This window comes from Streptomyces sp. NPDC006365, from assembly GCF_042870755.1.
In the GTDB taxonomy this organism is placed as follows: domain Bacteria; phylum Actinomycetota; class Actinomycetes; order Streptomycetales; family Streptomycetaceae; genus Streptomyces; species Streptomyces xiangluensis.
On the sequence record NZ_JBIAHS010000002.1, the window covers coordinates 59,342 to 73,934 of the forward strand.

At 68.2% G+C, this 14,593-nt stretch carries 13 protein-coding genes and 1 tRNA gene; 3 read left to right on the top strand and 11 right to left on the bottom strand.

All coding sequences use genetic code 11. The features are described 5' to 3' along the window. Window positions 1–337 precede the first annotated feature (337 nt). Window positions 338–1,393 carry a LacI family DNA-binding transcriptional regulator gene (locus tag ACFYO0_RS05475; protein ID WP_388671072.1) on the top strand — a complete coding sequence of 352 codons (1,056 nt, stop codon included), beginning with the start codon at window positions 338–340 and terminating at the stop codon, window positions 1,391–1,393. A gap of 94 nt (window positions 1,394–1,487) precedes the next feature. Here the strand turns inward: ACFYO0_RS05475 and ACFYO0_RS05480 are convergent. The 4 genes from ACFYO0_RS05480 to ACFYO0_RS05495 form a co-directional block, all read right to left on the bottom strand. Further along, a tRNA-His gene (locus ACFYO0_RS05480) sits at window positions 1,488–1,560 on the bottom strand. Window positions 1,561–1,653: 93 nt separating this feature from the next. Then, window positions 1,654–2,256, bottom strand: coding sequence for an oligoribonuclease (gene orn, locus ACFYO0_RS05485; RefSeq protein WP_388671075.1), 603 nt, complete (start codon window positions 2,254–2,256; stop codon window positions 1,654–1,656). A gap of 120 nt (window positions 2,257–2,376) precedes the next feature. Beyond that, a complete protein-coding gene (locus tag ACFYO0_RS05490) occupies window positions 2,377–3,600 on the bottom strand; it encodes a helix-turn-helix domain-containing protein (RefSeq protein WP_388671078.1) in 1,224 nt (407 codons plus the stop codon). A gap of 377 nt (window positions 3,601–3,977) precedes the next feature. Continuing rightward, window positions 3,978–4,322, bottom strand: a complete 345-nt coding sequence (locus ACFYO0_RS05495) for a hypothetical protein (RefSeq protein ID WP_388671081.1) — start codon at window positions 4,320–4,322, stop codon at window positions 3,978–3,980. Between the two features lie 376 nt (window positions 4,323–4,698). Here ACFYO0_RS05495 and ACFYO0_RS05500 point away from each other — a divergent pair, with 376 nt between their 5' ends. Beyond that, entirely contained in the window at window positions 4,699–5,226 is a 528-nt protein-coding gene (locus ACFYO0_RS05500; protein WP_388671084.1) for a universal stress protein, read from the top strand. 203 nt (window positions 5,227–5,429) lie between these two features. Continuing rightward, a complete protein-coding gene (locus tag ACFYO0_RS05505) occupies window positions 5,430–6,020 on the top strand; it encodes a GPR1/FUN34/YaaH family transporter (RefSeq protein WP_388671087.1) in 591 nt (196 codons plus the stop codon). A gap of 293 nt (window positions 6,021–6,313) precedes the next feature. Here the strand turns inward: ACFYO0_RS05505 and glmS are convergent, their stop codons facing one another. From glmS to desA, 7 genes are all read right to left on the bottom strand, one after another. Further along, window positions 6,314–8,131 carry a glutamine--fructose-6-phosphate transaminase (isomerizing) gene (gene glmS, locus ACFYO0_RS05510; RefSeq protein WP_388671090.1) on the bottom strand — a complete coding sequence of 606 codons (1,818 nt, stop codon included), beginning with the start codon at window positions 8,129–8,131 and terminating at the stop codon, window positions 6,314–6,316. A 26-nt stretch (window positions 8,132–8,157) separates the two neighbouring features. Next, window positions 8,158–8,415, bottom strand: a complete 258-nt coding sequence (locus ACFYO0_RS05515) for a hypothetical protein (protein ID WP_388671093.1) — start codon at window positions 8,413–8,415, stop codon at window positions 8,158–8,160. Between the two features lie 128 nt (window positions 8,416–8,543). Further along, entirely contained in the window at window positions 8,544–9,431 is an 888-nt protein-coding gene (locus tag ACFYO0_RS05520) for a DUF4429 domain-containing protein (RefSeq protein ID WP_388671096.1), read from the bottom strand. A 74-nt stretch (window positions 9,432–9,505) separates the two neighbouring features. After that, on the bottom strand, window positions 9,506–11,308 hold the full coding sequence (locus ACFYO0_RS05525) for an IucA/IucC family protein (protein ID WP_388671099.1): 1,803 nt from the start codon (window positions 11,306–11,308) through the stop codon (window positions 9,506–9,508). Then, window positions 11,305–11,868: a GNAT family N-acetyltransferase gene (locus tag ACFYO0_RS05530; protein WP_388671102.1), complete on the bottom strand. Its 564-nt coding sequence runs from the start codon at window positions 11,866–11,868 to the stop codon at window positions 11,305–11,307. The genes ACFYO0_RS05525 and ACFYO0_RS05530 overlap by 4 nt, the downstream gene beginning before the upstream one ends. Then, on the bottom strand, window positions 11,865–13,142 hold the full coding sequence (locus ACFYO0_RS05535) for a lysine N(6)-hydroxylase/L-ornithine N(5)-oxygenase family protein (RefSeq protein WP_388671105.1): 1,278 nt from the start codon (window positions 13,140–13,142) through the stop codon (window positions 11,865–11,867). The genes ACFYO0_RS05530 and ACFYO0_RS05535 overlap by 4 nt, the downstream gene beginning before the upstream one ends. After that, window positions 13,126–14,592, bottom strand: a complete 1,467-nt coding sequence (desA, locus tag ACFYO0_RS05540) for a lysine decarboxylase DesA (RefSeq protein WP_388671108.1) — start codon at window positions 14,590–14,592, stop codon at window positions 13,126–13,128. Before desA ends, ACFYO0_RS05535 begins: the two co-directional genes overlap by 17 nt. Window position 14,593 lies beyond the last annotated feature (1 nt).

The following is a 14,593-nucleotide window of genomic DNA, read 5'->3' on the forward strand; positions in this document are numbered from 1 at the left end:
CTGTTGCCCTGACGTGCCGACCCCCCGGCCAACTCTCTTGCTGGGCCCGTGTGTTCTCACTTGCGGCTCGGGCGGGGAACGTGCGGGATGTGTATGTACCAGGTACTGTGGGAGCGCTCCCACAGGTGATGTGTTGAAGGTTCGCCCCTCGATGCGGGGGTGTCAAGGGACCGGACGGCGAGATATGTCTTCAGTTATCGGGCCGTTAGCTAACGGCCGGGGAGTGATCAAGTCCGGTACGGGCGCCGGTGGAAGGGCGCCGGAAGCCGCGTACGGACCGACACTGTTAGATTCCAGGCCACACACGGTGCGAGCCGTGTCGGACGGGAGGCAGGGGATGGTAGTCCACGGAGCGCGGGGCCGCAGCGGCAGGCGGCCGACCCTCGAAGAGGTCGCCGCGCGAGCCGGAGTGGGCCGCGGCACGGTCTCCCGCGTGATCAACGGATCCCCGCGGGTCAGCGACGCCACACGCGCGGCCGTCGAGGCGGCGGTCGCGGAGCTCGGTTACGTCCCGAACACGGCGGCCCGCGCTCTCGCGGCCAACCGCACCGACGCGATCGCCCTCGTCGTCCCCGAGCCCGAGACCCGCTTCTTCGCGGAGCCGTACTTCTCGGACATGCTCCGCGGCGTGGGCGCGGCCCTCTCGGACACCGAGATGCAGCTCCTGCTGATCTTCGCCGGCAGTGACCGGGAGCGGCGCAGGCTGGCCCAGTACCTGGCGGCGCACCGGGTGGACGGTGTCCTGCTGGTCTCGGTCCACGCGGACGACCCGCTGCCGGATCTGCTGTCCCAGCTGGAGATCCCGGCGGTGATCAGTGGTCGCAGATCCGCGGAGGAGACACTGCCGTCCGTCGACTCGGACAACTACGGCGGCGGCCGGGCCGCGGTGGAGCACCTGCTCGACCGGGGCTGCCGCACCATAGCCCACATCGCCGGCCGCCTCGACGTCTTCGGCGCCCAGCGCCGCATCGACGGCTACCGCGACGCGCTGCGCGACGCGGGCCGGGAAGTCGACGAGGAACTGATCCTCACGGGTGACTTCACGGAGGCGGGCGGCCGCCGCGCGATGACGGAACTGCTCGCCCGCCGCCCCACCCTGGACGCAGTCTTCGCCGGCTCCGACGTCATGGCGGCCGGCGCCCGCCAAGTCCTGCGCGAGGTCGGCCGCCGCACACCCGACGACGTGGCCCTCGTCGGTTACGACGACTCCGCCATCGCCCGTCACATGGACCCGCCCCTCACCAGCGTCCGCCAGCCCATCGAGGACATGGGCCGCGCGATGATCGACCTCCTGCAGGACGAGATCGCGGACCGCCGGCCGGCGGTTTCTCGCGGCCTGGACAAGCGGCAGTTGGTACTTCCCGCGACGCTGGTGGAGCGCGCCTCGTCGTGAGGGGCGGTGCTCCCGCGGGGTTCCGTGCGGTTCCCATGGTTCGGGAATGATGAAGGCCCGGCCTGTCAGTGCAGGTCGGGCCTTGATCCTTGAGGGTGAGTGACGGGACTTGAACCCGCGACATCCTGGACCACAACCAGGTGCTCTACCAGCTGAGCTACACCCACCATGACCGGCGGTTATCCGCCTGGACTTCCCGACCGGCCGAGAAAAAGTGTACAGGGTCCCAAGGGGTGCTCGCGCCCGCGTTTGCAGGGCCCCTACTGCGCAGGCAGAACGTGCTTTGCGGCGATCGCGCGGGCCTTGTCCGAGTCCGGGCCCGGGAGTGGGACGAAGATAGCCTCACGGTAGTAGCGGAGTTCGGCGATGGATTCGCGGATGTCCGCCAGGGCGCGGTGGTTGCCGTTCTTCTCCGGGCTGTTGAAGTACGCCCGGGGGTACCAGCGGCGGGCCAGTTCCTTGACGGAGGAGACGTCGACGATCCGGTAGTGGAGGTACTCCTCCAGGCTCGGCATGTCCCGCAGCAGGAAACCGCGGTCCGTGCCCACCGAGTTGCCGCACAGCGGGGCCTTGCCCGGCTCCTTCACGTGCTCTCGTACGTACGCCATGACCTGCTCCTCGGCGTCCGCCAGTGTCGTACCGGCGGCCAGCTCGGAGAGGAGACCGGAGGCGGTGTGCATGGCGCGCACCACCTCCGGCATGGTCTCCAGCGCCGTGTCGGGCGGGCGGATCACGATGTCCACCCCTTCGCCGAGCACGTTCAGCTCACTGTCGGTGACCAGTGCGGCCACTTCGATGAGCGCGTCGTCGGACAGCGAGAGGCCGGTCATCTCGCAGTCGATCCACACCATGCGATCGTTCATATGCCTTACCCTACGGCCCCGCCATACCGGGGGGGCAGGCGCGGGACCAGGACAGCTGCCGGGCGGGGCGGGCGGCCGGCCCGAAAGGGCCGCGTCCCACCCCGCTACGGCCTTACGCCCTTACGGCGCGCTCCGCTGCCCCGGCAGGCTCGGCCGGCCATTGGCGTACATCTCGTTGCCGCTCTTGCCCGGCTCCGTGGACAGGGACGCCGTCGGGCCCACCGCGTGGGCGGCGGCCGTGCGGCGGGTCTGCTGGGGGACCGGGGCGGACTCCTGCGGGGGCTGCGGCGGTGGCGGTTCCTCCGCGTCCGAGGGCTTGTCGGACTGCGGGCGCCGGGCGCGGTAGGCGGCCCGGTACGCGGCGGGGGACGAGCCGAGCTGCCGGCGGAAGTGGCCGCGCAGGGCCACCGGGGAGCGGAAGCCGCAGCGGCCCGCCACCTCGTCCACCGAGTAGTCGGACGTCTCGAGGAGCCGCTGCGCCTGCAGCACCCGCTGCGTGATCAGCCACTGCAGCGGAGCGCTCCCAGTGAGCGAGCGGAACCGGCGGTCGAACGTGCGACGGCTCATGTACGCGCGTGCCGCCAGCGTCTCCACGTCGAACTGCTCGTGGAGATGTTCCAGCGCCCAGGCGACGACCTCCGCGAGCGGGTCGGCGCCGATCTCCTCTGGTAAAGACCGATCGAGGTAGCGCTCCTGACCGCCACTGCGCCGGGGCGGGACCACCAGACGGCGGGCCAGCGCTCCGGCTGCTTCGTTTCCGTGGTCCGTCCGCACGATGTGCAGACAGAGGTCGATGCCCGCCGCCGTACCCGCCGATGTCAGTACGTCGCCGTCGTCCACGAACAGTTCGCGGGGATCGACGTGGACGGACGGATAGCGCTTGGCCAGCGTCGGCGCGTACATCCAGTGGGTGGTCGCCGGCCGGCCGTCCAGCAGCCCCGCCGCGGCGAGTACGAAGGCGCCGGTGCACAGCCCGACTATGCGGGCGCCCTCCTCGTGGGCCCGGCGCAGTGCGTCGAGCGCCTCCTCCGGCGGCGGCGAGGTGATCGACCGCCAGGCAGGCACGACGACGGTGCCCGCCCTGGATATCGCCTCCAGCCCCTGGGGCGCGGTCAGTTCGAGTCCCCCTGTGGTCCGCAGGGGCCCCTCCTCCCCGGCGCATACAAGCAGCCTGTAGCGCGGCACGCCGGCGTCCTGGCGGTCAATCCCGAACACCGACAGTGGAATGGAACTCTCGAAGATGGGGCCGCCGCTGAACAGCAGCACCGCGACGATCTCCTTGCGGCGTCGCCCGGAAAGTTTCCGGGCCGCGGCTTCCGGCGCGGCAGTGGAGTCGTGGCTCATACTGCTAAGCCCCCCTCGGTGGTCGCGGCTCCTCGGTTGTGTCGCTCCTGCACGTTTCCCCTTGGTCCTGCACGAGTCCCCCGCCGTAAGACAGCATGATCGAATCTACTGTGTCCCATGGTGCCTACGTGACCAGTTCAGCACTCGGCACATTGTCGACATGGCAACTTGGCGTGAAGCATTCGATCACGAAGCGTTGCACTCGTGGGCCGTACAGGGAAGTGCGCCTCGCCTCCGTGGCCGGTCCCCGTAGGGTGCGAGGCCCCTTGGTGCCCCTTTCGGTGCAGGTGGAACGGGGCGTGGAGGCCCCTTCGGCCAAGGAATGCACAGGAGACGGAAGTTGGCTGAAAAGCACCGGGTGTGTGAGCGGAAACCGGTCAGTCGACCGGCGCGTTTTCTGAGGTCCTCCGACGCCCTCTGTGCGCTCCTGTACCGCCCCTGACGCGCCGTCGGCGATTTGCTGTCCGTTTCGCGGCCGGTTTCTCGCTCACCGTGCCCGCCGCGAACCGCTCGGACCGCCTCAGCAGGGCCCGGCACACCGCCGTCACGGCTGCCAGCCCGAGGGCCGTGCCGGCCGCACCCGCCAGGGAGGTTCCGTACAGGACGAGCACCACGGGGACCAGTACGCAGCTGAAGGCCGCCCAGCGCACCAGATCGCTCACGGAGGCGCCGACGGAGCCCCGCGCGGCGGGCTTCCCGGAGGAGGGCTGGGGTGCGGACACGGTGGGCCTCCCTGGAGCGGTGGCTTACGGGAGTTCAACGCCTGTTCGACCCGCCGGTCACGGAATCCGCACCGCGGCGGGAGTCCGCCGGGACGAACCGGGCGGCGGAAACAGACCGAGAAGCGTGGCAAACCGAGCAACTGCCTGCCACGGCGATCGAAACCCTGTGCAAACAGCCTGTACGTGGCAGCAACCATTGCGTTGCGGGTGCCCTCTCGTGCATGCTCCCTGGAACCCTCCCGCGGCCGTCGCGGGATCTGGGCAGAGGAGGCGTGCCGCCGTACCCTTGGGGGTATGGGGTTGGGAAGATGATTCCCGGACACAGCTCCGTAGCACCTGTCGTCCCACCCATGAGGATCCAAACGCCGAGACAGCCATGGCCGGTCAAGAATTCTACGATCCCGCGGACCGCAAGCGCCCCGTCGTCGATCCCACGGCGTCCGAGCCCTTCGCGGCGGAAGAGACACGTCAGTCCTGTGACCCCGCGTTCAAGCACGGCGTCGTCGTCGGTTTCGACGGTTCGACGTCCAGTGAGCGCGCCCTCGCCTATGCGGTCGGGATGGCACACCGCTCCGGCTCCGGCCTGATCATCGTGCACGTCGCCAACCGACTGCCGACCACGGTGTGGGCGGGCTGTGAACCCCCGGTCTTCGTCGACGTCCCCGACCATCGCACCGAGGTGCTAGGGCTCGAACTCGCCTGCGCGGACTATCTCGCCGAGGTGCCCTGGATCCTCGTCGAGCGCGGCGGCGACATCTGCCACGAGCTCGAGGAGGTCGGGCGGGAGTACGAGGCGGACGCGATCGTCGTCGGCTCCACGCACGGCATCGTCGGGCGCATCTTCGGCTCGGTCGCGGGGCGGCTGGCGAAGCGGGCGCAGCGCCCTGTCATCGTCATCCCGTGACGCGTCATCGTCCCCGTTGCTCCAGGCGTTGTCCCAGGTGAGGCGAGGCACGCTTGGGTGTCGGCGTGCTCCTGACGCGGCATAAACCTACTCGCGCGTAGAGGTGGTTTGTGCCCTTGTGAAGGGTACATACCGGTCGCCGGGCCGACACGGTCCCGGCATAGGGCATCGCGCAAGCGCTCCTGCACGAAAGGGGGCCCGCCGTGAAGAACGAAGTCACTGCGGGAAGCACCATCACCACCCTCGGTCATCTCGCCCTCGGTATCACCCTGCTGTTCTTCGGCCTCGGTCACACCGAAGTGATCGACGGCGTGACGGCGGCCGACGCCGTGGGCCTCGCCACGTACGTAGGCGGCATCGCGCTCTTCATCGCGGGTCTGTTCGCGTTCAGTGACCGTGACATCGTCACCGGCACTGCCTTCGCGGGGTTCGGGGCCCTGTGGTTCGCCTGGGGTGCGATGACGGGCGACTGGGGAGTCACCGCCGGTAGCGCGTTGTCGGACAACGCCGCAGGGCTGTTCTTCCTGCTGTTCGCTCTCGTCGCGCTGAGTCTGACCCTCGGGGCGGCGGCCCGTGGACCGCTCGCACAGGGTGCCTACGGGCTGTTCTTCGTCGCGCTCCTGCTTCTCGCCATCTCGAGCTTCGCGGACAACGAGGCGCTGGGGAAGGTCGGCGGCTGGTTCGCCGTGGCAGGCGGCGCCGTGGCCTGGTACGTCGCGACGGCGTTCCTGGCCCACTGGCCCACCGCACTCCCACGACGCGCTGCCGGCCGGAGGATGACGGCTACCGGCTGAGGCAGCCACGAGCCGAGGTAATGGGCGACCTCGGCTCCCGCAAAGAACGGCCTCCTGTGTGCTGGTGGCACACACGGGAGGCCGTTCGCGCCCCTTTGCGCCTGAACCGGCGCCGCTTTCGCGGGCACCTCTTTGCGCCTGAACCGGCGCCGCTTTCGCGGGCACCTCTTTGCGCCTGAACCGGCGCCGCTCTCGCGGGCACCTCTTTGCGCCTGAACCGGCGCCGCTCTCGCGGATCTGGTTGCTCGCCGTGGGGGTTGCTCAATTATCGCTTCGGCCGTCTTGTGGATTCCTTATTCCACCGTCACGGACTTCGCCAGGTTCCTGGGCTTGTCGATGTCCCTGCCCAGGGCCAAGGCCGTGTGGTAGGCGAGGAGTTGGAGCGGGATGCCCATCAGGATCGGGTCCAGCTCGTCCTCGTTCTTCGGGACGACGATCGTCTGGTCGGCCTTCTCCTGCTCCTGGTGCGCCACCGCGAGGATCTTGCCGCTGCGGGCCTTGATCTCCTCCAGGGCGGCGCGGTTCTTCTCCAGCAGGTCGTCGTCGGGGACGATCGCCACCGTGGGCATGGCCGGCTCGATCAGCGCCAGCGGGCCGTGCTTCAGCTCGGATGCCGGGTAGGCCTCGGCGTGGATGTACGAGACCTCCTTGAGCTTCAGCGAGGCCTCGCGGGCCACCGGGTAGCCGCGTACGCGACCGATGAAGAGCATCGAGCGGGCTTCGGCGTACTGCTCGGCCGTCTTCTTGATCGCGTCCTCCTGCTCGAGGATCTCGGAGATCTGGCCGGGCAGTTTGCGCAGGCCCTCGATGATCCGCTTGCCGTCCCGGACCGACAGGTCACGGGTGCGGCCCAGGTGCAGCGCGAGCAGTGCGAAGGCGACCGTGGTGTTGGTGAAGCACTTCGTGGAGACGACGCACACCTCGGGGCCCGCGTGCACGTACATGCCACCGTCGGCCTCACGGGCGATGGCGCTGCCCACCACGTTCACAATGCCCAGCACCCGCGCGCCCTTGCGCTTCAGCTCCTGCACGGCGGCCAGTACGTCGTACGTCTCACCGGACTGCGAGACCGCGACGTACAGCGTGTCGGGGTCGACGACCGCGTTGCGGTAGCGGAACTCGGAGGCTGGCTCGGCGTCCGCGGGGATACGGGCCATCTCCTCGATCATCTGGGCGCCGATCATGCCCGCGTGGTACGAGGTGCCGCAGCCGAGGATCTTCACGCGGCGGATCTTGCGCGCCGCGCGGGCGTCCAGGTTCAGGCCGCCCAGGTGCACGGTGGAGAACCGGTCGTCGATGCGGCCGCGCAGGCAGCGGTCCACGGCGTCGGCCTGCTCGGAGATCTCCTTGTGCATGTACGTGTCGTGGCCGCCCATGTCGTACGAGGCCGCCTCCCACTCCACGGTGGTCGGCTCGGCCGTCGTACGGGTGCCCTCGGTGGTGTACGTACGGAAGTCGTCGGCCTTCAGCGTGGCCATCTCACCGTCGTCGAGGGTGACGATCTGCCGGGTGTGGGCGACCAGGGCGGCGATGTCCGAGGCGACGAACATCTCCTTCTCACCGATGCCGAGGACGACCGGGGAGCCGTTGCGGGCCACCACGATGCGGTCGGGGAAGTCGGCGTGCATGACGGCGATGCCGTACGTGCCCTCGATGACACGCAGCGTGTCGCGGACCTTGTCCTCCAGCTTCACGGCCTGCGAGCGGGCGATGAGATGGGTGAGGACCTCGGTGTCGGTCTCGGAGAGGAACTCGACTCCGTCGGCCTCCAGCTTCTTGCGCAGGTCGGAGGCGTTGTCGATGATGCCGTTGTGGACGACGGCGACCTTGCCCTCGGCGTCCAGATGCGGGTGGGCGTTGACGTCGGAGGGTGCGCCGTGCGTGGCCCAGCGGGTGTGGGCGATGCCGGTGGTGCCCTTGAAGCGGGCCGGAACCTTCGCCTCCAGGTCGCGGACCCGGCCCTTGGCCTTGACCATCTTCAGGCCGGACGTCTTGGGGCTGGTCACCACGATGCCGGCGGAGTCGTAGCCGCGGTACTCCAGGCGCTGCAGGCCTTCGAGCAGCAGCGGCGCCACGTCACGCTTGCCGATGTATCCGACGATTCCACACATACAGAAGGCCCCTAGCCCTAGACGATCTAGCCATAGACGATGCGGCGCAGCTGTCTGAGCGTGAGCTCGGGCGGTGCGACCGCGCGGTACTTCAGGTCTGCCGCGATCCGTTCGAAGATCGCCGCGTTCACCAGGCCCTGAACCTGGAGCTCGCGATGGCGGCGACGGACGTATTCCTCGGTCGTCTCGTCGAAGTAGGCGAGCACGTCCTGGATCACCCGCTGTGCCTCGCCCCGGCTGAGGGCGGTGGAGCGCATTAGATGATCAACGAGTTCGTCGTGCACTCGATGATCCTGGATGATGGGGCGTGTGATCGCAAGAAATCTGCCCGATATCGGGCAGCGTTGTGGCGGAACTGTCTCAAAGAACCTGCACTGGCCGCAAAAGATCTATGTGAGGTCTGAGGGTCGTCTCAGAGGCGCTTCAGGATGGCCTGCTTGGCCAGGGTGAACTCCTCGTCCGTGAGGACGCCCGACTTGTGTAGTTCGCCTAGTTCGCGCAGGCGCCGCAGGAGGGCGTCGTGGTCGGGCTCGGCGGGTGGTTCGGCGTCCTGGACGGGGAAGTTCGATGACGTGGTCACCCGGTCCTCGATGGACGCCGACGACGGGTGCGGCAGGCGGGCCTGTACCGCCGCCGCGACCAGAGCCATCAGAGGGTCCTTCTTGAAGCCCCACAGCTCAACGGAGTTGGGGTCGTACTTCGGCGGGGCCTTGGTCGGGGCGTTACGGACGGTGAAGCGGAGACAGCCGTTCTCCAGGCCGACCGCGGGGTGCCATTCCACTGACCGGATGTCCGCGAAGGAGAGCATGCGCGGACCGGCCGCCGCCTTGGCCTCCTCCGTCTTCCAGTTCCAGTCCAGCCGTACGCGCTCCCCGTCGAAGCTCGCGGTGCCGTCCCCGGCGGACACCGACAGCGGCACGGACGGGCCCGGCAGCAGATAGCGGTCGACGGCGGTGGCCGGGACCTGGTCCAGCAGCAGCGCGTTGCGGATCTCGTCCACGAAGTACTCGGCGACCCCGTAGCGGTCGGAGTCGACGGCGAGCTGATACGGGTCGTTCGGCTCGGCGAGTTTGCCGCCGGTCGCCTGCAGCAACGGGTCCGCGCCCTCCCGCAGCCGGAGCTTCAACCGCCCGGACTTCTTGCCCTGCTCGAAGGAGATTCCGGCCAACGCACCCAGCGGAACCGTCAGTTCACCCAGCGTCTTGCGCAACAGGCTCACGCTCTTGTCGCGCCCCGGAGTCAGGTGCAGGGCATCGCCGTCGAAGGTCCAAGTACCGTCCTTTTGGATGATTTCCGCCATACGGCAATTCTGTACGACGGCGGGCGCCCCCCGGGACCGTACTTGAGGGCGCCCGCCTGCTTGTGGGGCTGCTGCTACAGCCCGGCTATGGGGTTCCTCAGGTTGCCGACGAGCTGGAGTGCTCCGGCCGGGTCGGCGAGGTCGACCATCTGCTTGTTGTTGCGCAGTTGCAGCCGGTTGAGGCACGACAGCGCGAACTCAGGCGCGAACATGTCGTACTGCCGGAACTTGTCGGCCAGTTCGGGCGCGGCTGCCTGATAGTCGCGTACGCAGTCGGCGACCGTCCGCCAGAAGTCGGTCTCCTCGATGACGCCCTCGTCGGCGAGGTTCGCGGCCAGGAAGCGGAAGAAACAGTCGAAGACGTCCGTGAGGATCGACAGGAGTTTCTTGTCCTCGGGCACTTCGACACGGATCCGTTCGACCACCGGCGGCAGCACCGCATCCGGGTCCATCACCGCGATCTCCTCGGCGATGTCCTTGTAGATCACGCGCTGTACGACGCCGTCCTGCAGGACGAGGATGACGTTCTCGCCGTGCGGCATGAACACCAGGTCGTAGGCGTAGAAGCTGTGCAGCAGCGGAGTGAGGTAGGCGTGCAGATAGCGGCGCAGCCACTCCGTCGGCGCGAGGCCCGAGCGCTCGATCAGCGCCGCCGCGACGGACGCGCCCTCGTGGTCCACATGGACGAGAGAGGCCATGGTGGCCAGTTGCTCACCCTTCTGGAGGGAGGGGACAGGGCTTTCGCGCCACAGGGCGGCGAGCATCTTGCGGTACGGGGAGTAGCGGTCGGTGGCGGCCTCGTACTCCAGGTGCCGGTAGCCGGCGGCCGCGCGCTCGCGGATGACCGACAGGCCGGTGGACTTCAACACCGGGTCGTTCTGGACGAGTTGGGACAGCCAGTCGTTGATGGCCGGCGTCGCCTCCATGTACGCGGCGGAAAGACCGCGCATGAAACCCATGTTGATGACCGACAGCGCGGTCTTCACATAGTGCTTGTCGGGGGCGCTCCTGTTGAAGAACGTCCGGATCGACTGCTGGGCCAGATACTCGTCGTCGCCCTCACCCAGGCACACCAGGTGCTGCTGGGCGACCTCGGCCGCGAAGGTCACGGAGAGTTTGTTCCACCACTGCCAGGGGTGGACCGGGATGAGGAGGTAGTCGTCCGGGTCGAGGCCCTTTTCGGTCAAGGTGACGGAGAACCGCTTCAGCGTCTCGTCCCCGAGCTCGGACCGCAGCAGGGACTCGTAGTCCAGGCCCACGCCCGCCGTGAACGCCGCCCGCGAGCGGTGCGCCGCCAGCCAGATCAGCCGTACGGGGCTCGCGGTCTCAGGGGCGTACGAGAGGTACTCGTGGACCCCGAAGCCCAGCCGCCCGTTGTTGGCGACGAAGCAGGGGTGGCCCTCGGTCATCCCCGTCTCGATCTCCTGGAAGCCGCTCCTGGCGAGTTCGGCGGAGGTGAGCTGCGGCTTGGTGAGCTTGTAGCAGGTGCCGGAGAGGGTGGAGGAGATCTCCTCCAGATAGACCGGCAACACCTCGTCGCTCAGGCCCAGCGCACCCTTCAGCTCGATGAAGAACTCCAGGGCGTGCAGGGAAGTTTCCCTGCCGTCCCGGTGCCGGGTGATCGACTCGGCGTCGACCTGCCAGTGATCGAGGGCACGACGGGCGGCGGTGAAGCGGTAACGGGTGAGGCCGTCGTCGCTGCGTACGACATACGAGCCGTCGTCGGCGGCCTCAGGCATGAGGAGCCGCTCGTGTGCGAACTCGGCGAGGGCCTTGCGGATGAGGAGGCGGTTCGCGCGCGCCCAGCGTTCGGGCGTCAGGTGCGCCACGGCGTCGGACAGACGCGGTCCGGCTGCGGTGTCGGTGGTCAGGGTCATATCGCCACTCCTCGCGAAGCCAAGCTGTGCCTTTCAAAGAAGTGCGCCCGCGTGCAGAAGGACAGCAGCGCACGCTTCTCCGGCTTCTGGATCTCACGTACGGGCACAAAGCCGACGGCTTCGTTCAGCGCGTGCACCGCCGTGTTGCTCACGTCCGGTTCGACGACGACCCGTCGGGTGCGCGGGTCGGCGAACAGGGACTCCATCACCGCGGTGATCACGGCCCGGGTGAAGCCGTGCACGGGCCTGTCCGTCGGCGCCACCAGGAAGTGCATGCCGACGTCGCCGGCCTCGGGCTCGTACAGGCCGACCAGTTCGACGTACCGCGGGTCGTAGCGCTCCATCAGGAACGCCGGCTCGCCGTCGTGCAGCCCGATGAACGCGTCGTGGTGCTCATGGGCCGCGATCCGCATGTACTCGCGCTCAACGTCCTGGAGCCGGGCGCCCTGCATCATCCAGTAGGCCGCCTTGGGATGGGTCACCCAGGAGTGCAGCAGCTCCGCGTCGGCGAGCGGGTCGAAGGGGCGCAGGGAGAGCGACCCGAGAATCGCAGTGCTCATACGGCGAACTCCTGGAACGCGATGGTCTTCTCCACGGGGTAGTACTCGGTGCCGAGCAGCTCCCGGATGATGTACGCGTTGCGGTACGCGCCCATGCCGAGGTCCGGCGAGGTGATCGAGTGGGTGTGCACACCCGCGTTCTGCAGGAAGATGCCGCGTCCGGTCGTGTCGATGGCGTAGTTGCGGGCCACGTCGTGGTTGCCGTGCTCGTCGTAGCGGATCCGGTCCCGTACGGGCTTCAGGAACTCCGGCTCCGCGTACTTGTAGCCGGTCGCCAGGATCAGGCCCTCGGAGAGCAGCTCGTAGTCCTTCTCCTGCTCCTCCTGACGCAGGCCGAGGATGTACGTGCCGTTCTCATGACTCACGCTGTTCAGCGAGGAGTTGGTGAGCAGCCGGGTAGGGACAGGACCGCCGAGGTTCTTCCGGTAGAGCAGATCGAAGATCTCGTTGATCAGCTCACCGTCGATGCCCTTGAACAGGCCCTTGTGCTCCGACTGGAGCCGGTAACGGGTCCGCTCCGGCAGCGCGTGGAAGTAGTCGATGTACTCCGGGGAGGTCATCTCCAGCGTGAGCTTCGTGTACTCGAGCGGGAAGAAGCGCGGCGAGCGCGTGACCCAGTTCAGCCGGTACCCGTGGACGTCGATCTCGCTCAGCAGGTCGTAGTAGATCTCCGCGGCGGACTGCCCACTGCCGACCAGGGTGATCGACTTCTTCGCCTGCAGCTCCTGCTTGTGCTGCCGGTAGCGGGAGTTGTGGATGAAGTCCCCGCCGAGACCCTGACAGGCCTCGGGGATGTACGGCGGTGTTCCGGTGCCGAGCACGAGGTGCCGGGCGCGGTAGGTCTCGCCGGCTTCCGTCCGTACGACATAGACGTCATCGACGTACGTGACCTCGGTGACCGTCGTGTTGAAACGGATGCTGGAGAGCTGCCCGGCCGCCCAGCGGCAGTAGTCGTCGTACTCGACGCGCAGCGGGTAGAAGTTCTCGCGGATGTAGAACGCGTACAGACGCCCGGAGGACTTCAGGTAGTTGAGGAAGGAGTACGGGGACGTCGGGTCGGCCAGGGTGACCAGGTCCGACATGAACGGCGTCTGGAGGTGCGCGCCATCGAGGAACATCCCCGAGTGCCACTCGAAGTCCGGCTTGGACTCCAGGAAGACGCCGTCGAGTTCGGTGACCGGCTCGGTGAGACAGGCGAGGCCGAGGTTGAAGGGGCCGAGGCCGATCCCGATGAAGTCGTAGGTCTTCTCGGAGGATTCAGGAAGCGCGGTCAAGGGACTCTCCCAGGTACTGCTCGGCGTGGCCGGCTATCAGATCGAGTACGGCGGCGATGTCGTCCGTCGTGGTCTCGGGGTTGAGCAGGGTGAACTTCAGGTAGTGGCGGCCACCGACCTTGGTGCCCGCTACGACCGCGTCACCCGAGGCGAACAGGGCCTTGCGGGCGTACAGGTTGGCGCGGTCGATCTCGGCCGGGTCGGTGACGGCCGCCGGGATGTAGCGGAAGACGAGCGTGGACAGCGACGGCTGAACCACCACGTCGAAGCGCGGATCGGCGGCAAGCAGCTTCCAGCCGTCGGAGGCGAGTTCGCAGACCTCGTCGAAGAGTTCGCCGATGCCGTCGGCGCCCATCACGCGCAGGGTCATCCACAGCTTGAGCGCGTCGAAGCGGCGGGTGGTCTGCAGGGACTTGTCGACCTGGTTGGGGATGCGCTCCTGAACCATGCGGCGCGGGTTGAGGTACTCCGCGTGATACGTGGCATGCCGCAGCGTGGCCGCGTCCCGGACCAGTACGGCGGATGAACTCACCGGCTGGAAGAAGGACTTGTGGTAGTCGACGGTGACGGAGTCGGCGCGCTCGATGCCGTCGATGAGGTGGCGGTTCCTCCGGGAGGTGAGCAGCCCGCAGCCGTACGCCGCGTCGACGTGCAGCCAGGCGCCGAACTGCTCGCACAGCTCGGCGATCTCGGGCAGCGGATCGATGGAGCCGAAGTCGGTGCTGCCCGCTGTGGCGACTACGGCCATCGGGGTCAGCCCGTCGCGGCGGCAGCGCTCCAGCTCATGGGCCAGCGCGACGGTCTGCAGCCGCTTGTCGTGACCGACGGGGATGGAGACCACGGAGTCCTCGCTGAGCCCGAGCAGTTTCGCCGACTTCTTGACGCTGAAGTGGCTCACCTCGGAGGCGAAGACGCGCAGTCTGGCGTACGAGGCCGACACCTCCCACCCTTCCTGCCCGGGCTTGGCCTCCTCGCGGGCAAGCAGCAGCGCCTGGAGGTTGGACTGGGTGCCGCCGGACGTGAACACGCCGTCGGCGGCCGGGCCGAGGCCGATGCGCTCGGTGGTCCAGTCGATGAGCCGGCGCTCGATGAGGGTGCCGCCGGCCGACTGGTCCCAGGTGTCCAGCGAGGAGTTGACGGCCGACAGGACCGCCTCGCCGACGACGGCGGGGATCACGACCGGGCAGTTGAGGTGCGCGAGATAGCGCGGGTGGTGGAAGTAGATCGCGTCGCGCAGATAGAGCTCTTCGAGTTCGTCCAGGGCCGCGGTGGTGTCGAGCAGCGGCCGGTCGAGGTCGATCCTGTCGATGCTCGGCGCGAGGGCGTCGACCGTGACGCCGGTGAACGGACGGTTGGTGGTGGCGAGTTTGGCCGCCACCCGCTCGATTCCTTCGGTCACGGAGCTGCGGTACAGCTCCGCGGTCGTGTCATTGAGCAGGTGCGAGCGCATG